Annotated in this window: 16 protein-coding genes and 1 pseudogene; 14 read left to right on the top strand and 3 right to left on the bottom strand. The window is 60.2% G+C overall.

Translation table 11 applies throughout. The annotated features are described in order from the left end of the window. Positions 1 to 2: 2 nt before the first annotated feature. The 3 genes from AC0L24_RS13775 to AC0L24_RS13765 all read right to left on the bottom strand — a co-directional run bounded on the left by AC0L24_RS13775 (position 3) and on the right by AC0L24_RS13765 (position 3,589). Positions 3 to 704 (bottom strand): M12 family metallopeptidase, encoded by a 702-nt coding sequence (locus AC0L24_RS13775; RefSeq protein WP_473563832.1) that lies wholly within the window; start codon positions 702 to 704, stop codon positions 3 to 5. A gap of 11 nt (positions 705 to 715) precedes the next feature. Then, on the bottom strand, positions 716 to 1,168 hold the full coding sequence (locus AC0L24_RS13770; protein ID WP_473563831.1) for a hypothetical protein: 453 nt from the start codon (positions 1,166 to 1,168) through the stop codon (positions 716 to 718). A gap of 300 nt (positions 1,169 to 1,468) precedes the next feature. Continuing rightward, positions 1,469 to 3,589 (bottom strand): N-acetylmuramoyl-L-alanine amidase, encoded by a 2,121-nt coding sequence (locus AC0L24_RS13765; protein WP_473563849.1) that lies wholly within the window; start codon positions 3,587 to 3,589, stop codon positions 1,469 to 1,471. Positions 3,590 to 3,902: 313 nt separating this feature from the next. Between AC0L24_RS13765 and AC0L24_RS13760 the strand changes: the two genes are divergently transcribed. From AC0L24_RS13760 to AC0L24_RS13695, 14 genes and pseudogenes are all read left to right on the top strand, one after another. Next, entirely contained in the window at positions 3,903 to 5,531 is a 1,629-nt protein-coding gene (locus tag AC0L24_RS13760) for a hypothetical protein (RefSeq protein WP_473563830.1), read from the top strand. 302 nt (positions 5,532 to 5,833) lie between these two features. Continuing rightward, complete coding sequence (locus tag AC0L24_RS13755) at positions 5,834 to 7,021, top strand: DegT/DnrJ/EryC1/StrS family aminotransferase (protein ID WP_473563829.1); 1,188 nt, start codon at positions 5,834 to 5,836, stop codon at positions 7,019 to 7,021. Between the two features lie 22 nt (positions 7,022 to 7,043). Beyond that, positions 7,044 to 8,399, top strand: a complete 1,356-nt coding sequence (locus AC0L24_RS13750) for a hypothetical protein (RefSeq protein ID WP_473563828.1) — start codon at positions 7,044 to 7,046, stop codon at positions 8,397 to 8,399. A gap of 51 nt (positions 8,400 to 8,450) precedes the next feature. After that, positions 8,451 to 9,581 (top strand): ComEC/Rec2 family competence protein, encoded by a 1,131-nt coding sequence (locus AC0L24_RS13745; RefSeq protein ID WP_473563827.1) that lies wholly within the window; start codon positions 8,451 to 8,453, stop codon positions 9,579 to 9,581. A gap of 29 nt (positions 9,582 to 9,610) precedes the next feature. Continuing rightward, a complete protein-coding gene (locus AC0L24_RS13740) occupies positions 9,611 to 10,924 on the top strand; it encodes an alpha/beta hydrolase (RefSeq protein WP_473563826.1) in 1,314 nt (437 codons plus the stop codon). 12 nt (positions 10,925 to 10,936) lie between these two features. Next, complete coding sequence (locus AC0L24_RS13735; protein WP_473563825.1) at positions 10,937 to 12,682, top strand: gluzincin family metallopeptidase; 1,746 nt, start codon at positions 10,937 to 10,939, stop codon at positions 12,680 to 12,682. A 1-nt stretch (position 12,683) separates the two neighbouring features. After that, a complete protein-coding gene (locus AC0L24_RS13730) occupies positions 12,684 to 13,883 on the top strand; it encodes a ComEC/Rec2 family competence protein (RefSeq protein WP_473563824.1) in 1,200 nt (399 codons plus the stop codon). A 74-nt stretch (positions 13,884 to 13,957) separates the two neighbouring features. Then, positions 13,958 to 17,149, top strand: a complete 3,192-nt coding sequence (locus AC0L24_RS13725; protein WP_473563823.1) for a hypothetical protein — start codon at positions 13,958 to 13,960, stop codon at positions 17,147 to 17,149. Continuing rightward, a complete protein-coding gene (locus tag AC0L24_RS13720; RefSeq protein ID WP_473563822.1) occupies positions 17,146 to 19,047 on the top strand; it encodes a hypothetical protein in 1,902 nt (633 codons plus the stop codon). The genes AC0L24_RS13725 and AC0L24_RS13720 overlap by 4 nt, the downstream gene beginning before the upstream one ends. A gap of 2 nt (positions 19,048 to 19,049) precedes the next feature. Continuing rightward, positions 19,050 to 20,036: an AAA family ATPase gene (locus AC0L24_RS13715; protein WP_473563821.1), complete on the top strand. Its 987-nt coding sequence runs from the start codon at positions 19,050 to 19,052 to the stop codon at positions 20,034 to 20,036. 118 nt (positions 20,037 to 20,154) lie between these two features. Next, positions 20,155 to 21,150 carry a hypothetical protein gene (locus tag AC0L24_RS13710; protein ID WP_473563820.1) on the top strand — a complete coding sequence of 332 codons (996 nt, stop codon included), beginning with the start codon at positions 20,155 to 20,157 and terminating at the stop codon, positions 21,148 to 21,150. Positions 21,151 to 21,178: 28 nt separating this feature from the next. Beyond that, complete coding sequence (locus tag AC0L24_RS13705) at positions 21,179 to 22,297, top strand: MBL fold metallo-hydrolase (protein ID WP_473563819.1); 1,119 nt, start codon at positions 21,179 to 21,181, stop codon at positions 22,295 to 22,297. A 777-nt stretch (positions 22,298 to 23,074) separates the two neighbouring features. Further along, a complete protein-coding gene (locus AC0L24_RS13700) occupies positions 23,075 to 23,764 on the top strand; it encodes a hypothetical protein (protein ID WP_473563818.1) in 690 nt (229 codons plus the stop codon). 103 nt (positions 23,765 to 23,867) lie between these two features. Continuing rightward, positions 23,868 to 25,372, top strand: a pseudogene (locus tag AC0L24_RS13695) (P-loop ATPase, Sll1717 family). Positions 25,373 to 25,429: the final 57 nt, after the last annotated feature.

Below are 25,429 nucleotides of genomic sequence, written 5' to 3'. Positions count from 1 at the left end.
GGTCACTTGGGATATGCTTGGCTGACGAGTTGCCTGTCCGTTTTCGAAAGCTCAGAATTCATACCCGCCGAAAACCCGTCAAGGGTCCACGCCTTCGGGATAGGGTACATCATGATCGACAACGAATCGACTGGCGAAGCAATCACCGTATCGTCTGGATAATGGTGGAACATGTTGTTCTCGATGGTCGCAAGATCCCAATTGTTGGGAGGTCCGCTGAGATCGGCAATCACCGCGTCACGGTTCCACTTTATGCCGCCCAGCGGATTCTGGTGTTCATGGATCAGGCCCACCGCATGGCCAAACTCGTGAAGCACCACACGGCGCAAAACATCTTCGCTCGAGCCGTCGTCCAGCCATCCGTAGTTCATAGTTTCTCGGGGCTCGGGGATTTGACGGCACACCGTGCCGAGATAGGACCACGAACCGTTGCCCTGAACGAACGCGATGCGAATGTCCGTTGGCCCCTTAGCCCGGAAATCCAGCGTCAGATTCGCAACATTCTCCCACTCCTTGGCGACCGCGCGGACCCGGGCCTGAAGCGCGGCGGAACCGCCAACAAACCGGCAGGTGATCAGGGCGCCATCGTCCCACATCGCCTCCTTGAGCACCGCAGCCTTGTGGAATGAGACCCCGGTTTTGTCTGCGCCCGTCATCGGCGCTCCGGTAAGGCACATGCAAAAGTGTTTCGGATTCTCGGCCATCGCTTATCTCCTTATGGTTGGGTTGGTTTTTCTCTGATTGCGGTCTCGACCGCCACTTGTCGCCCCTCGATCGCGGCGACGCGCTGGTGGAGATTGAGATTCACGTCCATCGGTCGGTTACCGGCCGGCACCTCGCCCTGCAGCTCCTCGTCAGCCTGCAGCTTCTTGCGGCGACCGTCCAGGAACCACGCGACGCCGAACGCGCCGCCTGAATTGCGCACCATGATGATGAGAGCCAGGAAATAGGCGAAGAACCCGCCGAACAGGCCGATGCCATAGGCGCCGAAAAGAGCCTTGTCGCCGTCGCCAAAAAGCGAGGTTACCCCAGCGCCGCCAACGATACCCACGATCGTGGTCAGATCGCTGAATTGGACGTCGGCCTTGCGATAGCGATTGATGTAGTAGACCAGCCAGCCGATGATCGCACCGAAGCTGGCTGCCCCGAGATGGGCGATGTCTAACATGCTAACTCGTCCTCCTGTTGTGGGCCAGGTGCCAGTCGTCGCGACATGCCGGCGCACCAAATATAAACCCCTCGGTGCAAAGTCATACCCAATGATACTCCCAATATTGTCTCCATATAACCGCTAGGTGTAAATAACGCTATGGACACAACGATCGCAGAGAACGATATAAGTGTATTATAAATTCGCTTTTGGCACCTGTCTCGAAGACCAACAAGCCACCCGCATGGGATGCTTAAGAGAATTCCTTCCCAAACGAGCATACGTTCTTTCCTCACTAGCGGCAGCATTGATGAAGAACTAGACGATTCCGATCTCAATCAGATGCGCGCAGGCGTCGCCGTACCATTTTGCCGCCCGGTCGAGATGGTCGCCATAAGTACGCAAACCCCACGGGCTATGCGCACTGCTGTAGAGTCCGCCGGCGTTGAACGCGGCCGCGACGAAGATCGGATCGAAGCCGCTCTTGTTTTGCCGGATCCGGATTTCCGCGGCGCCAAGATCAAGATTGGTTGCAAAATCATACAACGGATGATTAGCCGGCTTAGGGTCTGGTTTGGCCGGATACACCGGTGCGACCGCAAAGGGATCGTAGTCGAGGTCGAACACCGTGCCTTTCGAGCGGATGACCCAGCGTGCCGTCGTGCCGAGCGATTGCACGGGGCCTGCCGAATAGTCCCCGAGCGTCTGCGGATTGACGTCGTCGTTCTCGACATGCGCCTCCCAGCGGAATGTTTTCGGGCCTGTGAATTTGTCGGCTTTATAGATGTGCGTCTCGGTCGCCACCGTCATCAGGAGCAGCGCCGGCGGTATGCCGTGTTTGGCGCTCGCGGCGAGCAACTCGGAACCCATGTACTCCATGATCTTGCGCATCGTATCGAGGCCATGCTCCCAACGCTGGCGCTCGACAGTGCCGTTCTCGCGGGTGGCAAGGCCGCGCTCGTCGTACCGCCATTCCCTTGTTCCGTTGCCGAACGAATGCCAATTCTTCTCATCCATCGGCGGTACGGCTGCCGGTACAAAAGCAATCGAGGGCGCGCTGACGGTCTGCATGCGGTCCGATTTTGCAATACTGAGGGGAGCCACGGCCTGATCGGCATCGAGCCGCACGGCGGACGCGGCAAGGTCGAGAAGTAACTGGCTTGGATTGCGCAATCGGCTCGGGCGGGGGTTGGCCTTCGGCCAGGAATAGTTTTTGGTCGTGCCGCTCGAATAGGTCTCAAAATGCAGCATGTTCAATCGGCCGACAGTGCCGATCCGCTGCCCGGCGTTCACCCGGTCGCCGATGCTCAGGCCGAGCGATGAGAGCGAGTTGGGCGAGACTTCGCCGTAGTTGACCACATATCCATCGTGCTGCACCAAGAGCGCGTTGGTGTTTTCATAAAAGGGGTAGAAATTGGCGATTCTGCCGTCTTCCACGGCGACGACCGCGTCCCCTTCGGAAGAGTAAAGATCAATCGCGCAGTGATAGCGGGCGCCGCCGCTTCGGTCGGCAAGGAAGCGACGTGAGGCATTGGCACCCGAAGCGCCGCCGCCGACCAGGCGCGTGTTGACTTCCAAGGCGCGCGGATGGCGTGTCACAACAGGCCAGTAGGATGTGCTTGCGGTGGACGTGGCGAACGCAATCGGGTCCCCGGTCGGGATCGGCAGGGCTTGATCGGCGGCAGCTGTGCCGGCGTCGGCATGCGCTGCAAAGTGATAATCGATGGACGCGAGCGCGTCGTCTGTTGCCTCTGGAGCTTGCGTGCTTGCGACTCCCGCCTTTGCCGCCGCGACAAAGTTGACGTCGCTCGGCGAGCGCCCGCGCGATCCCTTGCTGTAGAAGGCGACGCGGTCGAGGAACGTCCGCCAGCCATTTGGCTGCCCGCGCAGGACGCTGGGGCAGTTTTTGCCTGTCCAGTCATGATGCTGGCGCAGGCCCTCGGGCGCGGTGATGCCGAGCTGCATGCCCAGAAACACGCAAAGCCGCGCCGCCTGGTCGTATGCGGCTGCTTCATTCATGCCGCGATGCATGCAGACCTCGATGCCAATGCTGGATGCATTGGCGGCGGCATGAGCGTGCCATCCCATCTCATTGACCGGGAGATGCTGATAGATGTCGTTGTCATCGACCGTGAAGTGCCACGATACCCTGCGGGCGACCGCGTCACTGCCGCGAATGTATCGATTGTGTGCTGCGGCGTCGGCGCCCGGACCGGAATTGTCCGTATTATGGATGGTCAGTGTGGTCGGCCGTATCCGTGTTCCAGGCCGCGTCGGGAAGCCCGATGGCAAGAGGTCGACAACGATGCCGAGAGGATTGGCCGATGCCGCGCCGATTGCCCGTCGCGGGCCGGCATTCGATTTGACCAGTATTTTCGGCGCTAGTTTATCCAAGGCATCCTCCTTTGACGGGCAGCGCAATCGCTTGAACGAATTCACCAACGCGGTTTGCAAAATTGGTGCAGACGAGATGCTCGCAATCCTAGATCACGGAAAAACTCGTGGGCGTGAAAACACCGTGAAATACTTCGATGCGAGCCTAAGGGGGGGAATGGAGTGGCTACCGCGTGCGTGTCACCACCGGCTACCAGCAACTCTTGCCGAACGGATTTCGCTCACTTCAGCCATATGATTTTGCGTTCCCCGCGTGGGTCAGCAATGGCGCAATAACATTTGCTTCTTCTAATGGATGGCGGGACGCCGAAAATTGCAGTAAGTAAATATAGGGCACAGAGTACTACTGCGGGCGGACATGCTAAAGCTAAATGCTCTCGGCAGGCTAACCCTCACCGATGAGGGGGGGCGTGATTTCGCGCCACAGGGCAGCAAGGCGCGCGGGGCGATTGCGCTTCTGGCCGTCGCGCCCGGCCACACCCGCACGCGGGCATGGCTGCAGCAGCGCTTGTGGAGCGACCGGGCAGCGGAACAGGCGGCAGGCAGTTTGCGGGCGGTCCTCAGTGAGATCCGCCGCGGGCTGGGGCCGCACCGTCAACTGCTGGTAGCCTCGCGGCATGCCGTGACTTTAGAGCCCGCGGGCTTCAGGGTTGTGTACGAAGCGTCCGTCGATATGAGGCAGGGAGGTACGGTCGAGGCCTTTGAAGACGTCGACGTGCACGACCGTGAATTCGAACATGTTATCCGCGACGTGCGCAGCCATGTCCTAGAGAGATGGGTGCAGCAGCGCAGGGCAGCGCCGCGTCGAAGACGCATCGTCCTTGTGCGCAGCGATGCACGAGGAGCGCCAGCGGCCGATGTCGGCGCACGTCTGTTGCAAAATCGTATCCTGAGTGCATTGCGGCAGATGGACGATTTGGAAATCATGAGTGCGGACGGGTCCGACGGTGCGGATGATCTCGATGCACCCGGAGGCCAGCCGCAGGCGATACTCTTGATCCGAGTGCTTTCCGTTGCGGTTAGCAACGACGTTTTCCTGTCCGTCGAAATTCAGAATGGCCGTCGGCTGTGGTCCGACAATGCGAGCGTGCCTGGTGCCATCGGCGCGATGCACGAGTCGGTCGATTTGGACAGGCTTGCGCTCAACACAGTCGAACGCGTTTCCGATGCTTTCGCCGAAGCGGCATCGATTAATGGAGCGGATGCTTGTGCATCCGTCCTGGCGCACCAAGCGCGGAACCTGTTTTTTCGTCTTGACAAGAAAAGCCTCATTGCCGCTGACAGCCTATTCAAGCGCGCTTTCGAGATTGAGCCGCGCGGCCGGTACCTGGTCTGGCGCGGCTTCTTGCGCAATGCCGCATTCTTTCAACATCGAACGATGTCATTCCTGGACAACGTTGCGCCGGTCACCGAGCTCGCTGTGGAAGCGCTCCGCCACTCGCCCGACGATGCCGTTGTTCAGACAATCAGTTCGCAGATTGAGTATATTCACCAAGGCAATCTGCGTACGCCGCTCGTGATGGCGCAGCGCGGCGTCGAGCGCGATCCGACGGACCCGTTGGGATGGGCGCTGCTCTCCAACGCCTTGAGCACAAACGGCAAGTTGGAAGAGGGATACCAGACCGCCCGGCGTGCACTGGACCTTACCAAACATAGTCCTTTTCAGTTCTATTTCGAGCATTTCGCCTGCATGGCCGCAACAGCTCTGGCGGACTACGATCGGGCGCTGTTGCACGCCAGAACGGGCCTTCGCTTCCGCCCGGACTTTGTCTCAACACGGCGCTATGAGGTGGCCTTGCACCTGCACCGCGATGAGACGCCGCTGCTCCGTCAGGCGGTCAAAGCGCTACGGCAGCAGGAGCCAGGCTTCAGCCCAATGGCCCTACTTGATCCGAGCTATCCGGTGAATACGCTGAGGCGTCTGCCGATCATGGAGACTGTACAAAGGAGAGTTGCGGGCCCGATCAACGATCTGCTGGAGCCGTGAACGGCTGTCGACGACCGCGCGCGGGAAACACAAGGTGAACTGCCGTCCGAAAAGCGCGAAGCGCCAGAGTATAGCGCTCGCCGAGATCCGCCGTGCCCCGTCGCGTCAAGCACGGCACCTATATTCAATTCTTGTCGCGGCCAATTTAAGATTGTGGGCGCTAGAGCAAGTCCCCTGCTTCCCGTGAAATCACCGTGAATTCGTCAACGCGGTCGGGTGGATCAGTGCCGTCCCACTATCTTTATCTTTGTGGGGCCGATTTACTTAAGGGAGTTTCAAACGCGTTCAATCAGGAGAGTCCCTTGGCAGCGCCAAAACGTCCCGATCGCTTCGGTCCTGAAGAACTCGCCGCGCTGAGTGCTGCGCTCGACAAGAACAGGCTGTGGTACTGGCCTGAGGATCAGTCGGTCGTTGCAAGCGCGATGGCGGCTTATGCCAAGAAGTTCGGCGCTCACCGCGCCGTCGCCACGTCATCAGGGACGGCCAGTCTCCATGTGGCTGTGGCGGCCTCGCAGATGCCCACCGGGTCGGAAGTGATCACAACCCCGATCACTGACATCGGTACAATCAATGCAATCCTCTACCAGAATCTTATCCCCGTGTTCGCGGACGTCGACCCCGACACCGCCATGCCCCGTCCAGAGCACATCGAGGCGGTCATAACCGAGCGGACAAAAGGGGTGGTTGCTGTGCACTTGGCGGGCCGCCCCACCGAGATCGACGCCATCGCCTCGCTTTGCGCCAAGAAGGGCATCGTGCTCATCGAAGACTGCGCTCAGGCGTTGGGAGCTATCTACCAAGGAAAATCGGTTGGCAGGTTCGGGCGTTTCGGGTGTTTCAGCCTTAACGATCAAAAGCACATTACCAGCGGCGAAGGCGGTCTTGTTCTGACAGGCTCGGACGATGACTTCTATCTCTGCCACAACTACGCCGACAAGTACTATGACCGGCACGGTCGCAACGTGCGGCTGCACGCGCTTGCACCAAATTACCGTATGAGTGAACTGGACGGCGCAATGGCAGCCGCCCAGTTGCCGAAGCTCGATGGCATTGTTCAAAAGCGGCGCGAACTGGGCGACCGACTGAACGAGGAGTTAGCGAGAATCTCAGGCATCATCCCGCAGGGAAAGCCGGCGGACGGCGAATGCAGCTACTTCTTCTTTCTTCTGCGGATCGACCCCACAGTCATCAAGTGCACGAGGGATGAGTTCCTTTCGCAGCTTGGCGATCAGGGATTGGAATTTTCACGCTCCTACGTGCCAAGGCCGATCTACCGCAGTCCATACTTCTTGAACAAATCCTTCTTCCCCGGAGCGTGGCCTGCTGAGGTCGTATCGGGACGGGTTTATGACTACACCAAGATTTCTCTACCCGGCGCCGAAGAAGCGGTGGCGACGGGGATCTCGATCCCGTTGAATGAAGGGTTCGAAAATAGCGACATCGAGGCGTATATCGCAGCGATTAAGTTAGTCGCCGAACGCAATCGCTGAGAATGTTTTCGGGGAGATGGCCATGGCGAAGCGTGCACTTCTGTTTTCTCTGGTGAGCGTATTTTTCGCGGCTTTCTTGTCGGCCAGCCCTGCTCAGGTTGCGGACGAGCCACCCTGCGCCGTGCACGAAGGAACGCCATTCAATGAGGCCGCGCGCATCAAATTCGCATGTTCAAGCACGAGACCCCTGACGGAAGGCGCAAGCCACCGCGAGTTCGCTCTCAAACTGGGGTCGCTGGCAGCGATCGCTACCCCGAAATTGTCCTGGAAACAGATCGATCCAATGCAAGAACCGGCCCGCTATGCGAAAGCGCTGCTGGAGTACGGCATGAAAGACAATCAGGGGGTCGACTGGCGCATTGAAGACAACAAGGCAAGCACATGGTGCCACGCGCCCTGGTTTCAGGATCTGCGTGAACGGCTGCGCGGCATGACACTGGAGCGCGGATCCCGCCCGTTCGAACTTCATGCCAGGCAACAGACATTCAGTCAGAACTGGGCGATCGGCTTTTATAACGACGTTGCTTGCCGGAGGCTTGCCCTGGTGTGGCAGGACCCCGCCTCACCCAAGACGAAGGATTTCGCCTTTCCCGATGGCAGCTACGCGATCAAGCTGCTCTTCACGGCTGCCGACCCTTCGGAGGTGCCTTATCTCACCGGGTCACTGGAATGGGATGCCGCGATCGGCGAAAAGGGCGAGGTCACCAGGATGCGCCTGCTGCAGGTCGATGTGGCGGTCAAGGACAATCGGCTCAACGGTGTGTCGGGGTGGTTCTTCGGTACCTTCATGTATGATGCCGGAACGCCCGGCAACACACCTTATGAAAGACTGACGCCCGTCGGCGTGACGTGGGGCAATGACCCCATGCTGACAGCGTTCCAGTATGAGCAGCGTGGCAAGGCGGTGCGTGAATCCTGGGTCAACCCTGCTGTTGCAGAGAAGTTCTTCGCTTTGCCTCGGCACACCCTTGGCCTCTTTGGCCGGTTGAACGGGCCGGTGGACAATCCGAAATCATCATGCATCGCTTGCCACGGACAAGCGCTCGACTGGGGACGCGCCATCACGAGAGGAAGCCTGGCTGAGGTGTCGGCCGGCCTGCTTATGCCGGGGCCGCCGCAGGATCCTTACGACGATGGCGTTGTGGGACGCTACTTCCTCAATCTCGGTGTGGCATCGTTTGTCAACGGCACTCAGCCGCTTGATTACTCACTGCAAGTAGCCCTGGGCATAAAGAATTTTCGGGCTTGGGTGTTTGCCAACTACCCACAGATGGCGGACCAAGCCACCGATGTGCCGAAGTTCGGTTTTCCGACTGATCCGTTTGATGCCGTACCGCTGGCTCCGACAGAACCATCCATGGAACTCTTCAAGCGGTAGGTCGGATCGCGCCTGAGCAGGTAACTCCGTCATCGGGAAGGGAACGGGAGCATGCACGACTTCTTCGGACCGCGCGAACCGGGCTTCGACATTCCCGGCCGAGCATACGCTCTGCTCATCGACGGGGCCGACAGCGAGTTTGTGCTCTTCGACGCTGTCAACGCGGATTACTTCGACCGGATCTATGCGCTGTCCGGGCCACTCCCTCAACCGGGCAGTTGGCGAAGCCATGTCGACGGCGCGCCGATTTACGCGATCGAAATCAATGCGTCGGATGCCGGGGCCGAGTGGCTTGCACGGCATCCGCACGATGCTCTGCCTGAGTGGTCGCAGATCGAGTTGGTCCCAGACGGCAAGGGCGAGGCCGCCGTCTACAACAGTATCGCCGGCCCGCCGCGTCGAGCCAGGATTTCGGTTCGGCCCGCGTCGAACAAGGTCGCGCGCATGTTGGCGCTGGCGACTGATCTTGGGCCATACGTCAGGCCGGAGGATGTGGTCTGCCTCCGGCATGATCCTCCGGTCATCCTGACCCACTGGCATTACGACCATTTCCATGCGGCCAACATCTATCCGTTGGGGCAGGCTATGACTTGGATCGCACCACTGCAGACGCTTGGCCCAGGCCCGCAGTCGGCGATGGCAAACGCCATTGCGACCACGGGCACGCTGATGGTCTGGAACGGCAACGGAATCCTTTCGGCCGGCAAGATCGATCTGGAGCGCTGCACCGGGCCTTGGAGCAACCAGAACAGGTCCGGCATTGCGGTGTGGGTCTGGGGAACAGCCGGCAGCGATCCGATCTTGCTGCCGGGGGACGCAGGCTACAGCGATGTTCCCACGCTTGTCGCAGGTAAGGCGATCGCGGGCGTCGCGGCCGCCCATCATGGCGGTCGCGCAACGGGCACGCCACCGGCGAAGCCCGGCACCGGCACGCCGCGCGTCGCGCTCTCCTATGGACACAGCAACATCTACGGGCATCCGTTGGCGACTTCACTTCAGGGCCTGGCGACCTCGCGCTGGGCAATCGGCCATCCCGCCGCAGGCCTTGACGAACGGCGCACTGAAGATCGTCCGGGAGGTGCGGGCGGTACTGGTCTCGGCCACATTCGCTTGAACTGGACCGGCAACAGCGGTGCATACCACACCTGCAGCTGCGGCTGCACACTCGATCCGACACAGTAGACGACCAACCAGACGAAAGAGAGCAGGCCATGAAGTGCGTGGTATTTGTGCCGGGGATCATGGGCTCGATCCTGTCGCTGCCGGACGGCGAGGAAGTCTGGCCTCCGACACCGCTCGAGGTCACCTTCGGCTACAAGCGTAAACAGAAACTGCTGCTGGAAGACCTCGTCGTTGGCGATGTGGTGCGCGCGGTGTCCTGCTTCGACGTCTACAAGCCGCTCGTCAACACGTTCGCCACCATCGGCTTCAAGGAGAGCGGGCCGGGCGACCGCCTCCACGTCTTCCCCTATGACTGGCGGCGAGATCTTGAAGTCCTTGCCGATCAGTTGGCAGACCGGCTCGACACGCTGCCCGCCGGCACAACGTCGATCACCATCGTTGCCCACAGCATGGGCGGGTTGATCAGCCGATTGATGCTCGAGGCCGGCAAGTTCGATGCAAGACCCTGGTTCGGGAAGATCAATGCGTTCATGACGCTGGCAACGCCGCATCTCGGCGCACCGCTCGCACTGGCGCGTATACTCGGCCTCGACAGCGCCATGGGCATCAGCGCGGCCGACTTTCGCGAAATCACGGCGGACAAGCGCTATCCGTCCGGCTACCAGCTTCTTCCCGCACCAGGCGAAGCGGCCTGCTGGGACATCAAGGCAGGCGGCACGCTGGGCGACCTTGATATCTATGACCCGGCTGTCGCCACCAGCCTTGGAATGAATCCGGCATTGGTCGCCCGTGCCGCCTGGGTTCACGAGACGCTCAGGAATGGGAAGGAACCCCAGCATATCCGGTATTTCTACTTCGCCGGAACCGGCCACAAGACCGCGACCCGCATAAACGTCGGCACGAGCTCCAGACAGGTGACCCGTTCAGAAGACGCCGGCGACGGCACGGTACCGTTGTGGAGTGCACTTCCGGTTTCGGCGCAAAAGCAGCTCGTCGTCGGCGAGCATGCCGGCTTCTTCACGGAAACCACCTTCAAGGCCGTGTTCTTCCGCCTCTTCGGCAAGAACTTTCCGACTCCGCCCGTTGGCGTGAAGGGGACAGAGACCGCAACACTTTCCGTACAGTCCCTGACCATCCGCAAGACAGATGAGATTGAACTAGTCATCGCACCGTCGGCACCGGTCGACATCGTCAAGGGAAAGGTAGTGCTGGAAAGCACGGACGGACCCGACCAATCTTTCACGGCCGCCGGCGAGGCCCTGAAGGTAAGCTACTCCGGTCCACCAATCCCTTCGCTGAAGCTGCGCCTGCCGCCCCTCGGCAAGCCAGGCTTCTATCGCGCGCGCTTCGCCGGCAAGCCTTCCGGGGAGAAACCAGCGCAGTTCGTGGTGACCTACAAATAGGAGAGGACGCCTGTGGCGAAGAAGAAGACGGTTCCCGACACCAACGTCGTCAAGCTAAAATATATGGACGCCGAGCCAGGCCCTGCGCCCAAGGGTACGAAAACCCGGATGCAGGGCTGGGAGTATGCGGCGACAGAGCCTCTGCTCGACGGGCCGGTGTCACGGCGCGTGGCGGTGATCGACCTCGATCCCGACACTGGCGCGGTGATGCCCGGTGCGCGTTTCGTGCCGCCGAAGGGCCGGACGCAGGGATACTACAAGGTCAACGACGAACTGGACTTCGAGGCCGCCGACTTCATGCAGGTCAGTGTGTTCACGGCGGTCATGAAGATGATGTCTATCTTCGAGGGGCAGGATGTACTCGGCCGCAAGCTCAGCTGGGCCTTCGACGGCGAGCAGTTGCTCGTCGTGCCACGCGCCGGCAAGATGCCAAATGCCTTCTACCATCGCGATTCACGCAGCCTGCAGTTCTTCTTCGTCGACGACCCCAACCCCAAGAAGCCCGGCAAGTTCGTCTACACCTGCCTGTCGCCGGACGTCGTCGGGCACGAAACGACGCACGCGATCCTCGATGGCATCGCGCCCGATCTTTACAATGCGACGTCGCCGCAATCGCTCGCAATGCACGAGGCGATTGCCGACCTCGGAGCGGTGATGCTCGCGGTGCGCACGGATCGCCTGCTGCGTCAGGTGATGATCGACACTGGCGGCGACCTCCGGAAAGCCGAAGCCTTCAACGAGATCGCCCGGCAGTTCGGTGAGGCCCTCTACGGCGAAGGGCGACCGCTGCGTGACCTCAACAACAAAGCGTCGATGCTTAAGCCCGACGATCTCGATCTAAATGAGCCGCACGACCTCAGCACCGTGCTCACCGGCGCGCTCTATGCCCTGCTTGTCGCCGAATACGAGGAAATCAGGCAGGAGGATTTTCAGGACAAGCTTGCCAAAGACAAGCAGAAGCGAAAGCAGGCGGGCCTGTCGGCACCGACGAAGGAGGAAAAGGACAAGATCCGCTTTTCCGTTTCAGGTTTCGCGCTGTTCAAGGCGACTGAGAAGTTCAAACGCATCGCCTTCCGAGCGTTGGACTATCTGCCGCCGGGCGAGATCTCCTTCGCCGACTACGGCCGCGCCATGGTCGTTGCCGACACCTATTCGAACCCGCAAGACTCCGAACCGCGTGACTTTATCAAAGCGGAATTTTTGCGACGGGGGATGGTCAATGACGCCGGAACGCTCGACCCTGTCGATGCAGGCTTCGACATACCCGCCGACCTCGACCTTGAGCAATTGGTACGCAGCGACTGGGCAGCCTACCAGTTCGCAGAAAAATGGCGCCAGAAGCTTTTGATCCCCGCCAACATGCCGTTCGAAGTGCGGCCGCGGCTCGACGTCAGCCGCAAGACCTGGCGCAAGAACGGAGAGCCGGCCGTGATGCGGGCACTCCTGTTCAAGGTTGCATGGCAGTCCACCCAGACGTTCCAGATTGGCGACTTCTTTAACGAGGTGGCCGTCACACGCGGCACAGCGCTCGCGGTCGACTGGGAGACGCGCAAGGTGCATGCGCTGCTGTCGACCAGCCCCGATCATCCCTCGCAGCGTGACGCGTCGACCTTGCGCAACGATGCCATGAGGAAGGCATTCCTTGCCACCAACATCGCTGAGGGGGTCCTCGAGTTCGGCTCCCCAAATGTCCAGATCCAGAATGGTACATTGCGCATTCGCGCGATGGGCCAGATGCTGCACATGATGGGGCACTGAGATGGCAAGAAAACTCAGGATCAGGATCTACAATGTCTTGTTTGGCGATGCCATCCTGCTGACCATTCCCGAGATCGACGATGCCGGTCAGGAGGTCATGCTCAACGTGCTAATCGATGTCGGCAATGCGCTTGCCGGGACGGCGGGTCGCGACGAGGTCTTCAAGCCCGTGCTTGAAAATATCAGGGACGAACTCGGCGGCAAGCCAATCGATCTCTACATCATGACTCATGAGCACATGGACCATGTGCAAGGGCTTCTCCATGGCGCCAGGAAGCTCGGTATCGAGTTCAAGGCGAGACACCTGTGGATGACCGCCTCGTCGGAAGGCGCGTCCTACTACAACCGCTTCCCAAAGGCGAAGCGGAAGCAACTCGCTGCACTCGCGGCCTACGACAGCGTCGCCGAGTTTCTCGCAAAGAGCGCCGTACCAGTGCCGCTCGGGATCCAGGCCCTGCTCGACATCAACAACCCGCGATCCACCAAGGACTGCGTCAAGCATATCAGCGAACTCGGGCTTGACGGCGTGAAGGCGCTCTACGTGCATCGCACGACCGACGTCTCGGGGCATCACCCATTCCGCCGCACGAAAGTCCGGCTACTCGCGCCGGAGGAGGACACGTCGATCTACTACGGCGCGCTGCCGCCCCGCACGCTGGGTGCCCTGTTCGACGGCGCTGCACCCCTATCGCTCGACGCCAAAGCCATCACGCCCCCGGCGGGTGTCTCTGCAGGGGACTTCTTCGATCTGATCGAGTTTCGTTCCAGCGGCATGGCCGCCAATCTGCGCACGATCGACAAGGCCGCCAACAATTCGAGCATAGCCATCGAGCTCGAATGGGACGGCTGGCGGCTGCTCTTCCCCGGCGACGCGGAAGAGAAGAGCTGGGAGATGATGGATCGGGAAAACGAATTGAAGCCAGTGCATTTCCTGAAGGTCAGCCATCACGGCAGCAAGAACGGCTCGCCGCGGCATCAACTCGACAAGGTGCTGCCCGAGCAGGCGCCGGACGGCCGCCCCCGCTTCGCCGTCGTGTCAACACGCGAGGGCGCCTACTCCGGTGTACCCGACACCGACACGCTGACCCTGCTGGCGGGACGAGCAAAGCTTGAGGATACGCGCGCGCTGAATGATGGTGGCTGGTTCGATGTAACGTTTCCCGATGACGGCGGCGTGCCGGAATCACACCCAGCCCCATAACGCGATTTTTGGTTAGGAGGTGCAAATGCTCCGATTGTTACCAGCCGGCCCTGCGAGCGGAAGGGGCTAACAGTATGCACGCAGCGGCCGCCAATAGCCTCGTTCAAGCGCTGACCTGGCGGCTACGCGACATGCGCATCCGGGCCGGCATCTTCGAGATAGAGCAGGCCGCCGCCGTGCTTTCCACTCAGGAAGCATGGACGAAGGAGGAGCTGAGGCTGGCGCTGCTTCCCATCTTCTGCAAGCGTCAAGAACAGCGCGAACTGGTTTCGACGCTGATTGATGAGTTGCTAGCGCCGCCTTCCCCACTATCCGGGCAGGCGGCCAGGGAAAACGTCGATCCGATCGAGCCCAAAATAAAGGATCCCAGGCCCGATGAGCCCCCGCAGGCGGAACCGGGCTTCAGGCAAAAGCTCCAGGCCCGGATCGTCCGTTTCCTAGAAATCGCTCGCAATCCAAAATGGATGTCGCGGGTGCTTTGGCTGCTTGTTGCTGTCTTCCTGCTCACAGCGTTTATCATTCTTTTTCCGGGCGCCCTTTCGGATCTGGGAGACAGGCTGGCGCTGGTCGCTATGTCTGTGTCCGGCATCTTCACAGACCCGGTCGGAGGCGAACTCATCGCCGAGCACGAGGACCCGGAGGGCCTGGCTTTCGCACTTCTGGTTCGCCACAGCACGGTCGCGGGGCTGGTCGCATCCAGTGTCGTCGCGGTCCTGCTCATTTTCGAGCTGAGGAAAAAGGCCGACATCAAAAGCGAACTTCCCAAGGACAAGCCGCAAATCCCTCAGCCTCTAGCCAAGGGTGACAATTCGGTATTTCGGGTCGGCTCGCTTGGAGGGCCTCCGCCACGCTTCCTCACGCCGCAGCTCGCATCCGAAATCGTCGAGCTTTTGAACTACCGTTTGACCGAGAGCGACAGGCCGGAGCTGGATCTGCGCGCCACCGTCGACCGCCGCGTGCGCGGTACCATCGACAGCCTCGTTTTCGAGAAGCGCAAGGAGTTGCCGACCGTCGTCATACTCACCGATGCGTCCTGCGACGCCAGCTACTGGAACACGATTGCTGCGGAATTCCAGATCGCGCTTGAGCGGCGCGGCGTGGTTGTCGAGGCCCTTGTCTATTCCGGTTCGTTGTCAGGGATAAACCGGTCGGACCCGTATCGAACTGGCACGGTCGCCTCGGCGCTGGAGACGATCGCCGAGGGCAGTGGCTGGATGCTCACCGCCGTCTTCGGCGATCTGAGGCGCTTGTCACGCCGAGATGCCTCGCTGCTTGCCGACCTGCGCGAGCAGGGACCGGTGCTGACCTTCGACTACTACGACCCGCGGCTATGGGACAGCCGCCACGAAGTGCTGGACAGTCTTGGCATCGGGCCGCACGCTGCGACTGGACCCGCTTTAAGGCGGGCCCTTGCCTCCGCCTTTGCGCCAGATCGCGCGGCGATCCGTAAGGCTGGGTCTCCAAAGGTGTCAGTTGCCGTCTTCGAGACTCTTTCCGAGCCTCACGCGCAATGGGCTTCGGCCTGTGCTATGGTTGAGCCGGTTTCCTTCTCGCTCGCTGAGAAGCTGCGAGGCGCGCATCCTCAGCTTGGTGACGAGGGGGAAGGGCTTGCCTTTTCCCTGCTCGTGCGCCTGCCCGGAAGCTGGATCGGCCCGGAAGGCCTGCGTTTCTCGGCCGAGATGCGCCGGCGACTGCTATCGCGGTCCTCGGTCACACCACGCGATCAGCAGTTCGCCTTCCTGAGCGTGCTGGACGGGGCTTTCGGAGAGGAGCCGACATCGATCACCGCCGCCGAACTGTGGCGCTACACGCGGGCTCAGGCCGAACTTTTCACACCGCGCCAGGTACGCGCACTGCAGGATCTCGCTGACATCAAAGCGGGCGGGCTGATCGACGAGCGCAAGTTCGTGGATTTTGTCCAGCGGCTGCGCCAGCCCGGCCAATCCGCCGAACAAGGAACGATGCTCCTGCCGCAACACTCGACCCGGGTTCCCGCATTGACCGGCCGTCCGCACACCGAGCCCGGGCCGGAAGAGGAAACCGCGGAGGAACCGGAGACTGCATCCGCAACCTGGTCGCTCGGCCTTTCCGAGGTTCGCGTCCGGCTGAGCGCTGATGCCACCCCGCTTGTCGCCTTCCTGCCCGGAGGCAGAAATGTCCTCGTGATGGAACCGGACGCTACGAACGCGCAGGCCATCTTCAGCCGTATCGACGCCGTGCTTGGCACCCGTGAACCGGTCAGCCTTCGCGAACCGCTGTCCAGAGCCGACACCGTGCCTCACGATTTCTCGGAGATGATGGTTTTCCCGAACATCCAGGCCGGGGTTCTGGCAACCCGGTCCGGACGCCTTTTCTCGTTCCAGCAAGCCGGAGAGGCCGGCAAGACTACTGCCGAACCGCTGGCCAACCTGTCCTTGGTGGAGGTGCCAATAGGGACGACAGAGATCGGCGGCTCGCCCCTGGTCGCGCTGAGCACAGTGGGAAACCGCATCGCCTGCTGTGGCCGGCGCGCGGATACCCTTATCGTGACCAATATGAACGAAGGAAACAGGCCTCAGCACTTCAGCTTGCCCGGCGCCATCACCGCACTCGCCTTCTCGCAGGGTGGCGCCGTGCTGTGCGGTCTGGAAAACGGCAACATTTTCCGCGTGGCCGACCTGGCGTTGCCTTCTGGACTCGAACCGTCCTCTACCAGCGAGTCGCTCTCCGGCCCAGGTTCGCCCGAAAGCATAGGGTCCTTCGGTCTTGAAATCACCGCCCTGGCAGAAATCGTCCCGGAAGACTCCAATCGAACCGCCACCGTCGTCGCGCTCTCCGATGGCAGGATCGTATTCGGCGAAGGGCTATCCCACGGCAATGCCGAACTGGCGTTGCCGTGGCGGCCGCGATGGCTCACCCCCTTCCCGGACCGCAAGGCCGCGCTGGTCGACAACACTCCCGTCGGCTTTTCCTTGGCCGCGACGGGTTCGAAGGGCGAATTCGACATTGCCGGGTTTCCGCTCAACAACGAGGGCTACCAATACCGGGCGGAATCGCTGATCAGCGAAAGCGTCGACCCGTCGCGCGACGGCGTCGCCATCCTTGCAATAAATGCCGAACGTCGCCGCGTCGTTGTGCGCAATGGCATTTATCTCGAAGTCCGTCCCCTGCTGTATGACCTGCCTGAACCCGAGGAGGCAAAGGCCGCCACGCAGGAGCAAGAAGCGCCACCCTCGGCGCAGGGACCGGCCTTTAGCGGCGAAGAGCAGCAAACGGTGCCAGCATGAGGCGCACCGAAATTCGCATCAAGCAGGCCGGGGACACCATCCAGATCCTGCATCCGGCTACCAGGACCTGGCAGGATACGACGCTCTCGCGGGACATGAAGCTCGATAATCGGTCAATCCCCGACATCAAAGCCCTGCTCGATAACTATCTCGACAAAGACTACTTGCCCAACAACACCTGGGACATGCGCGTCACTGAGCAATCGAAGATCGGCGTGGAACTTTGGAACAGCGTGTTCGGCAAGAGCGTCGATTTCGACCCCGGCTCGTGGCTACATTTCATTCCTGAAGTCAGCGAGTCGAAGAGCGAGGACTTCATCGACTTCATATGCAAGGTACCGTGGACCATGCTCACGCGCGGCGCGCTCGGCAAGCCGATGTTCATGGCGCTAGACCGCAGTGATCCCGTTGCCATCACCGTCGATGCCAGTGCCGTCGCACCCGATGAGCGACGTGGAAACTACAACATCCTGCAGCCGCCTACCCCGCGCCTATTGCTCGTCATGCCCGAGGTCAACCACACCGACGCAGCCAAGAACACCGGTGCGGCCTCACACCGGGAAGCGTTGCAGAAGATCCTTGAGCCACATTACGAGGCCGGCAAGGCCCCGCAGAACATCAAATGCGTGCGCAGTCTCGCTGAGTTCGAAAGCGCCATGCTGACGGAGCGATTCGATCCGCATATCATCTATTTTTACGGACACGGCACCACGCCCGGCGCCAAGGGCACCAAGTTCCAGTTCGATAACAATGGTAAGGAGGACTGGCAGGATGTCGGCGACATCGCCTTCGTCATCACCCAGGTCGTCAACACCAACGGCAATCCGCCCTTCATCTGGTTCAATGCGTGCTTGGGCGCCGCCGCCAACCAGGACAGCGCGTTGCGCAGTTTCTCCGCAACAGCCTCCTGCGTCGTCGCCATGCGTACGGTCGTGCGCATGGACGCCAGCCGTATCCTGGCCGAACGGGCGTTGAAAGCGATTATCGTCGATCGCTTCTCGCCGCCTATCGCCGTGCGCGAGGTGCTGCGTAACTGCCCCACAGACTGGATGCGTAGCGGCCACTGGGCGTCCACGGTGGTTGCCGCCCAGTTTGCCGACTGGACCGCCCTCGGCAACGACGACGAGCGCGTGGCCGAGGACGACGACGCTGTCGGCAACTTCCCGATCCGTGTCGACCGCGTCGATGCGCTTGGCATGATCGAAAGCCGGCTAAACGCTTCCTTCGTCGCGCCTGCGGCTTCTGACGATCCGGCAGTGCTGTTCTGGAGCGGGGCGGCTGACCAGATGCCGACGATCTTCGAAGAGCGAGTGCGCGACGTCGTTGTCGAGCGCTTTCCAGGCCACAAGCCTGTGCTGTTGAAGGTGGAACTTCAGGCGGCTGCGCGTCCGAAGGATCCTGACGAGCTGGACACTCAACTGCGCGTGGCGATCTTCAAGGGGTTGAGCAACAATGCCGACGTTCCGGTGGAAGATGCCTCATTTGGCCGCATCCGGCGGCTAATCGTCAACAAGTCGCCGGGCCGCAACGGCGTGCTGATGCTGTTGCACGGTCCGCTCGCCGCATCCGATGCCGATCTTGTGAAGGCCTATATGCGCATCTGGAAGAGCCTTTGCGACGACCTCAAAGACAGTCCCAACTCGCCGCGCGTCGCACTGGCCTTCGGCTTCGATGCCGAACAGGGCGAGACATTTGAGGCGTCGGAAGGGGATGAAGTCGTCCATCTTGGGGCTGTCCCGCCGGCCGAGATCAAGACGCATCTCGGCCGCTACCGCCGTTTCTATAATATCGCACCCGCCGATCTGGAGACCGAAAGCCTCAAGCTGGCACGCGATACCGAGGGAAGTTTCAGGACATTGCTTGAAAAGCTGGAAAAGAAAGCCGGTTTCAGGCGCTAGGATTGGAGGCAGACATGCAAGTATTTCGCCTGATCGACCGTCTGGCAGACGGCGCAACCGCTATACTCGACGAACGCCAGAAGCGGGTGAACCGCTTCTTCGACACCAACAAGGGCCGCGCCGGGAGCTACGTCGCTTCGCCCGAGTTGAAAACGGCCGTGGACGTCGCACTGACCCTTGGCCGGCCGCTGTTGCTGACCGGCGAACCGGGTTCGGGCAAGACGCTGGCCGCGTTCTGGCTCGCCCAGCAGCTCGAGTTGGACAACGGCCACTTCCACGAATACCAGGTGCGCTCCGATTCCCGGGCACGCGACATCTGCTATGATTTCGACGCGGTCTCCTGGTTCCGCCAGAGCCAGATTGCGCAGAAGGAGGTCGACAAATCAGGCTTCCTCAGCGCGCGCGCGTTGGGCATCGCCTTCGGCTGGAATGGTGAGGAGGATGCGAAGCCGCATGTCGTGCTGATCGACGAAATCGACAAGGCGCCGCGTGACTTCCCCAATGACCTGCTGCTCGAACTCGACCAGATGAAGTTCACCATCGCCGAAACCGGAAGGACTATTGGTCCACCGAAGCAGCGTCCGATCATCGTGATCACCTCGAACTCCGAGCGGCGACTGCCGGATCCGTTCCTGCGCCGTTGCGTCACGCACCATATCGAGATCAAACCGGAAACCGTCCTGGATATCCTCAAGGCGCGCCTGAAAGCCTATCGCGGCGACGCGCCGGCCAATCCCCAGGACAATCAGCTGATCGAGGCCGGCGGCGCGTTCTGGAGTGGACTAACAGAGTTGGAGGGCAGGTTCAGCCGCAAGCCTACCGTCGCCGAATTTTGGCAATGGCTGGTCCTGGCTAGCGAATTTCCAGATGACTCCACGGTGAACCTGATCGAGACGCTGAAGAAGAAACGCGGCGCGGATATAGCGAAGTTGCCGCGCATCAACAGCCTGTTCCTACCGGCCGACCTGGGGGTTATCTCCAGTGTCTGATCCCGTCCAACCTGCACAGGCGGATAGTTGGTGGGGGCGTGTCGCGAGCCATTTCGTCCGCCGAAAATGGGCCTACGTCTTCGCCGCCTTTGTCTGGGCACTGGTGTGGTATGCTGTCATGAATGTTCTGACCGTCGCACTGGAGAGAATACCCGGCCTTGGCGAGGTCGCGCCTTTTCCCGTCGATGTCATGCCCCTCATCGCCGGCGTACCGATCATCATCGTCGGCTGGCGGGCCGTGGCGCTGGGAAGCCGACTTGAAGAGGCGATCGGGAATTTCGACGACGGTGCGGCTTTCGTGTTCCCCGCCGGCCAGGCCGGTGCCATGAAGAAGTTCATGAGCGACCTGAGAAGGACGATCAGCTGGTACTCTAAGCTCGTTTCGGCGGTGATTTTCCTGATTTCGCTGACGGGCGTCATTCTCCTGACCTCTATCAACGATCTGGATTCCGCCCATCTTTTCATCTCCTTCCTGCTGATCGTCGGTGTGCCGGCGATCGCTTTGCCCATCGGCACATTACTCGGTCGGCTGCTCGGCTACGGCCAGTTCGTCCGCATCATGGGCCGCAATGGCATCGCACTGGCAGGCCTTTCGACGCCGCAGGCGCGCGCGGCCTTGCGCGAATTGGAGAGCGTCCATGCCTTCGCCATCATCGCACTGTCGGTGCTCTGCTTCTGGTTCGCCGGATGGTGGATCAGCTGGGGTCTGGGCTACGGGCTCGAATACGAAAGCATGTGGCGAACCCAGTTCCTGGTTCTCTCGCTTGTCTCGATAAGCCTCTTCATCACGGCCGGCATTTGGCCCGCCTGGAGCTTCCGTCGACGCGTCGCCGAACTTAGCGGCGGAACTGCAGGCCGCCACGCCAGGGAAGAGCAGATTCGGCAGGCGAACGCCGATCTCGTACTTTGGCAGGGAGCGACCGCGCAAAAAGCACGCCAGCAGCGTGAACGCATCGTAGAGCTGAAGCGCTTCATCGCCAATTTGGAGGACCAGCGCATCGAAAGCTGGTTGCTCGACCCGAGGTTGCTGGCCTTCCTGCTGGCCATCAACCTGGCGATCCTCGTCCTTCCCTTGCTGATACCCGAAGCGCGCTCGCCGGCGGCGGCTTTCTAAATCCGAACAGCTTTCAAGGAATCTGAAAATGATCGACGCCGTTTCGATTTCCATGCTGCCGGCCAGGGACGGCGACTGCCTGTTCGTCGAGGCGGCCGGGTTCCGCCTTCTTGTCGATGGTGGGCGGCCGCAGACCGGGCTGACTGTACTGCCAGCCTTTCTCGCTTCCTTGCCTACGCGCCCCGGCAAGCCAACCATTGACCTAATGATCCTGACACATGTCGATGCCGACCACATAGCTGGTGTGCTGACCTTTCTAGCCGACCCTCGCGGGTTGACCATCGGCGAGGTGTGGTTTAACGGCGCCGAGCATCACGCACGCGCCGCGGACTTTTTTGTTAAGCCGCCGGCGCCGGAGGATGTACCCGACGCGGATCCTGACGACCTCAAGACGCTCAGCGTGAAGCAGGCGCTACAGTTCGATGCCCGCGTCAAGGAACTCGGCATAGCGTGGAACACGAGACTGAAGGGCGAGGCCGTCATGGTCCTGCCGGATGGCGAACTGCCGCGCGTGACGCTGGCGCCCGGCCTCGACCTCGTCCTGCTTGGCCCACCCAGGCAGAAGTTGGCCGACTTCTATCCGGATTGGGAAGACTGTATCAGGGAGTTCGCGGCTGAAGAAGAACGCGAGGCCGACAAGGTCCTCTCGGCCGAACCGAGAATCGTGCCGACCGTGGAGAATCTCGGTGAGCTGGCAGGGGACGCGGAAACAGCGGATCGTACCAGGCCGAACGGCGCGAGCATCGCCTTCGTGTTGGAGGCCGGCGAAAAGAAACGCATCCTCTTCACCGCAGACGCGCATCCCACCGACGTGGCGAGCGGCGTCGAGCGCTATGGCGGTCAGGGCCGTGTGTCTTTCGATGCCGTGAAGGTCGCGCATCACGGCAGCGCCAAGAACAACATATCCGTGCTGATCGACAGGCTGCAATCGCCACGCTGGCTGATCTCGACCGACGGATCCGGCCATGGCCATCCGGATTCCTCCGCTATCGCCCGCATCGTGCTGACGCTCAGCAAGGAAAAACTGCTAATCTTCAATTACCCTTCGAAAATCAACTTGGACTGGGACAAGGCTGACCTGAAGGAAAAGTTCAAGTATTCGACCTGTTATGGCGACGGTGAGACCGCCATCACGATCAGGGTTTGACGCGGTGCAGATATCTTCGGATTCGATTGTCCCATGAATACGATGTCCTCACTCAGAAGCGCGTTAGCTAGCTGTGAGCTGCGGTCGCTGTAGGCTTTGTAGGTCAGTTTGCGGCGCTTTTTGTCCTGTCTATCCTACGGTTATCGGTTGATCCCGTGCTGTCGCCAGTCGAGGCGTCCATTGCGGTCTAAGCGCTCCTTCTTATACCCATTGGCCGTATCCTCGTGACCGATCAGGGCATCGAGACTCAGCTAAGCTAAGCCAAGCCAACGTGAGTTCAGGAAGGCTGCTTCTCGCCTGAGCGGCCTCCAAGAGCCGTAATAAACGACGGCCGCTTACAGGATGCGCACGTGGTCAGCGCAATGACCGAGATTCGGCGCAAAGCTGCCAGCCAGATCGCCCCGCCGCATTTCAGATTTGCGTCCGAGGCGCCAGGGTAGCCGGCGGGTTTTTCATGCTGACATTTGGCTAACTAAACGGCGAGCGATGATCGAGGCGCGGAAAGGCTGCTGATAGGCCGCAAGCGGACGGGCGCTTCGGGCTGCGAACCCTAAAGAGCGGACATTCCGGTTTGGCGTGGGCATCGTCGTGATTTTACCAAAGCGGGAAGTGTGCCGGCAGACTCGAATGATATGGCAGCGGCAATGTTACTTCGACTCCGAACGATGGCGGTGACTGAACTGCACAACGATAGTCGCAAGATATCGAGAACTTGCAGTTGAGCGTTCGGTCTGTTGTCGATAGGCTCAGTTGCTGGGATTCGGGGGTAAGCTGCAAGTGACGTCGGTTTTTGTCGCATACGCCTCCGGTAATCAGTTCCACGGTGACATGATTGTCGCGGCCTGCAAATCGGCTTCAACTTCCGATCGATCAATAACGCCTTGGTCGACACTTGACACGTCGGGCTCACCAGTTGCGCGGTCGGTGGAAAGCTGGATAGAAGGCGCCGACGCTTTCATTGCCGACATCTCTCTCGTCAATCACAACGTGACCTACGAGCTGGGATTTGCGATCGGATTGCAAAAGCCCACGCGATTGATCCGCTCGACCCACATGGACTTCCAACCGGTCAAAGCCATCGGCTTGCTAGATACCTTGGGCTACGACGGCTACGACTATGATCACGTTCTTGTTCGCACCCTGTCAAAACGCGATGAAACGACCCGCTGGGCTGAACTGGCGAAAAATAAGGATCAGCCGGTTTTCATCCTTCAACTTCCGACCCCCACTGAATCCACCCTACGGACGACCAGCGCCGTAAAGAAGATTGCGCGGATCAAATTCCGCAACTTCAATTCGAGCGAGATCAGCCGACTGAACGCCAGCGAAGCCTATGAACAGGTGGCATCCTGTTCGGCATCATCGCTTTCTGGATGGAAGGTGACAGCGAGCAGGCTGCTCGCAACAACCAAAGAGCGGCTTTCATTTACGGCATTGCCCGCGGTCGAAACATTCCGGCATTGTTAATAGCTCACCAGAAGTCCAGCCTTCCTCTGGACCTACAGGACCAAGCCGACCGGTGGTGGAAACTAGCGGACATCGATGAGATCATAGGCGCTTTCAGGTTGCCGTGGCAGACGTTGCCAACGAGTTCGTCTCGATTAAGCCAGACCACGAAAACCTGCTTGAACGATTGAGTTGCGGCGATCCTGTAGCCGAGAATGAAGCAACCTCGCTTGCAGACCATTTCCTAGAGACCGACGGCTATCAGCGAACTCTCCTCGGCGAAGCCAACGTTCTGGTCGGCAGGAAAGGAAGCGGCAAGACAGCGGTTTTCCTACAAGTAAGAGATCGCACTAGGTCAAATAAGGCAAACATCGTCATCGACTTAATTCCAGACGGTTACCAGCTCATCAAGATGAAAGAGTTTATCTTGGATAAGCTAAGCTTCGGCACCCGGAAGGAAGTTATCGCGGTTTTTTGGGAATACGTACTTTGGTCGAAATCACCTACAAGCTATTGGAGAAGGACGAAACGAGGGCGTTGCGCGACATGCGTCTTCTCCAGGGCTACAACAAGCTCAAGGCGCTATTTGAGGCGCGTGTCGACACAGGAACCGGGGACTTCTCCGAACGACTGAAACGACTGGCACAAAACGTTGTCGACCGGTTTCGCAGCAGCGCCATCGTTGACGTTGAACTTCACCAACTGGATTCATCCAAGGTGCTAGAGGCCATCTATGGGCAGGACGTCCGAGAACTCCGAGAGACCGTTCTTGAGTATCTTCGCCTCAAGGGTTTCGTTCTATTCCTCTTCGACAATCTCGACCGCTTTTGGACGCCAGGGGGCTTCACCGACGACGATGCCCTGATAGTGGTCGGGCTGACGGAGTCAATGCAGGAGATCGCACGGAAGTTCCGTCGGAAGTCGCTTGAATTTAGGTGGGCCATTTTTATTCGGAGCGACGTATACGAGTTCCTAATACGCGGGATGGCGGACTACGGAAAGTTGGCTGTCCAAAGCATTGAATGGTCCGATCGCAGCTTGATGAAGGCCCTATTCGAACAGCGCCTCCAGTCGAGTGTCTCCGCCATTGGCGAGTCTTGGAGTTCGCTATGGGGTCGGGCTTCCGTGGCGACGGTAAACGGGCGCCCTGTCCTCGATTTCCTCATCGACGGCTGCCTTATGAGACCCCGCTATTTTATCCGTCTTTTCGAGACAGCACGTCGTCGCGCCCTGACGTTTGGGCGCAACAAGATGGAGGAAGAGGACTACGTCGTCGCATTGAGGGAGCTAGGATGGCAGGTGTTGGAAGATTTGGATCGCGAGATCGCCGATCTAGTCCCGAACGGATCGGACCTACTCTTTGAAATTCTACAGCATCGCGACGGACTGACGGCGGCAAAGTTCCGGTACATAGCGGCAAAGCAGATGAAGACGCCGGACAACGTGGAGAAGCTGCTCGATGTCATGCTCTGGAATGGCAGCGTCGGAGTTCTGGACAATGGCGCTCCGAAATACATCTTCGACTCGGGATATAAGCGCCAGTATTTGGCGGCCTTGGTCAAGGCAAACGAGGGTGTCCAGTTCACGCTACACCCCACTCTGGTTGCCGCCTTGGGCTCTGCGGTTTAGATCGGCAGACCTCACCATCGCCGTGCTCGGTAAGTTATCTGGCGCCGGCCGACAGCG

This window comes from Mesorhizobium sp. WSM4809, assembly GCF_055811655.1.
The sequence above is the reverse complement of the archived record's forward strand: the minus strand, read 5'-3'. Positions and strand labels throughout refer to the sequence as shown.

Bases quoted from the DNA above. Each gene is read 5' to 3' on its own strand.
- AC0L24_RS13775 (WP_473563832.1), bottom strand. From the start codon at position 704: ATGGCCGAGAATCCGAAACACTTTTGCATGTGCCTTACCGGAGCGCCG.
- AC0L24_RS13770 (WP_473563831.1), bottom strand. From the start codon at position 1,168: ATGTTAGACATCGCCCATCTCGGGGCAGCCAGCTTCGGTGCGATCATC.
- AC0L24_RS13760 (WP_473563830.1), top strand. From the start codon at position 3,903: ATGCTAAAGCTAAATGCTCTCGGCAGGCTAACCCTCACCGATGAGGGG.
- AC0L24_RS13750 (WP_473563828.1), top strand. From the start codon at position 7,044: ATGGCGAAGCGTGCACTTCTGTTTTCTCTGGTGAGCGTATTTTTCGCG.
- AC0L24_RS13745 (WP_473563827.1), top strand. From the start codon at position 8,451: ATGCACGACTTCTTCGGACCGCGCGAACCGGGCTTCGACATTCCCGGC.
- AC0L24_RS13740 (WP_473563826.1), top strand. From the start codon at position 9,611: ATGAAGTGCGTGGTATTTGTGCCGGGGATCATGGGCTCGATCCTGTCG.
- AC0L24_RS13730 (WP_473563824.1), top strand. From the start codon at position 12,684: ATGGCAAGAAAACTCAGGATCAGGATCTACAATGTCTTGTTTGGCGAT.
- AC0L24_RS13725 (WP_473563823.1), top strand. From the start codon at position 13,958: ATGCACGCAGCGGCCGCCAATAGCCTCGTTCAAGCGCTGACCTGGCGG.
- AC0L24_RS13720 (WP_473563822.1), top strand. From the start codon at position 17,146: ATGAGGCGCACCGAAATTCGCATCAAGCAGGCCGGGGACACCATCCAG.
- AC0L24_RS13710 (WP_473563820.1), top strand. From the start codon at position 20,155: ATGAATGTTCTGACCGTCGCACTGGAGAGAATACCCGGCCTTGGCGAG.
- AC0L24_RS13705 (WP_473563819.1), top strand. From the start codon at position 21,179: ATGATCGACGCCGTTTCGATTTCCATGCTGCCGGCCAGGGACGGCGAC.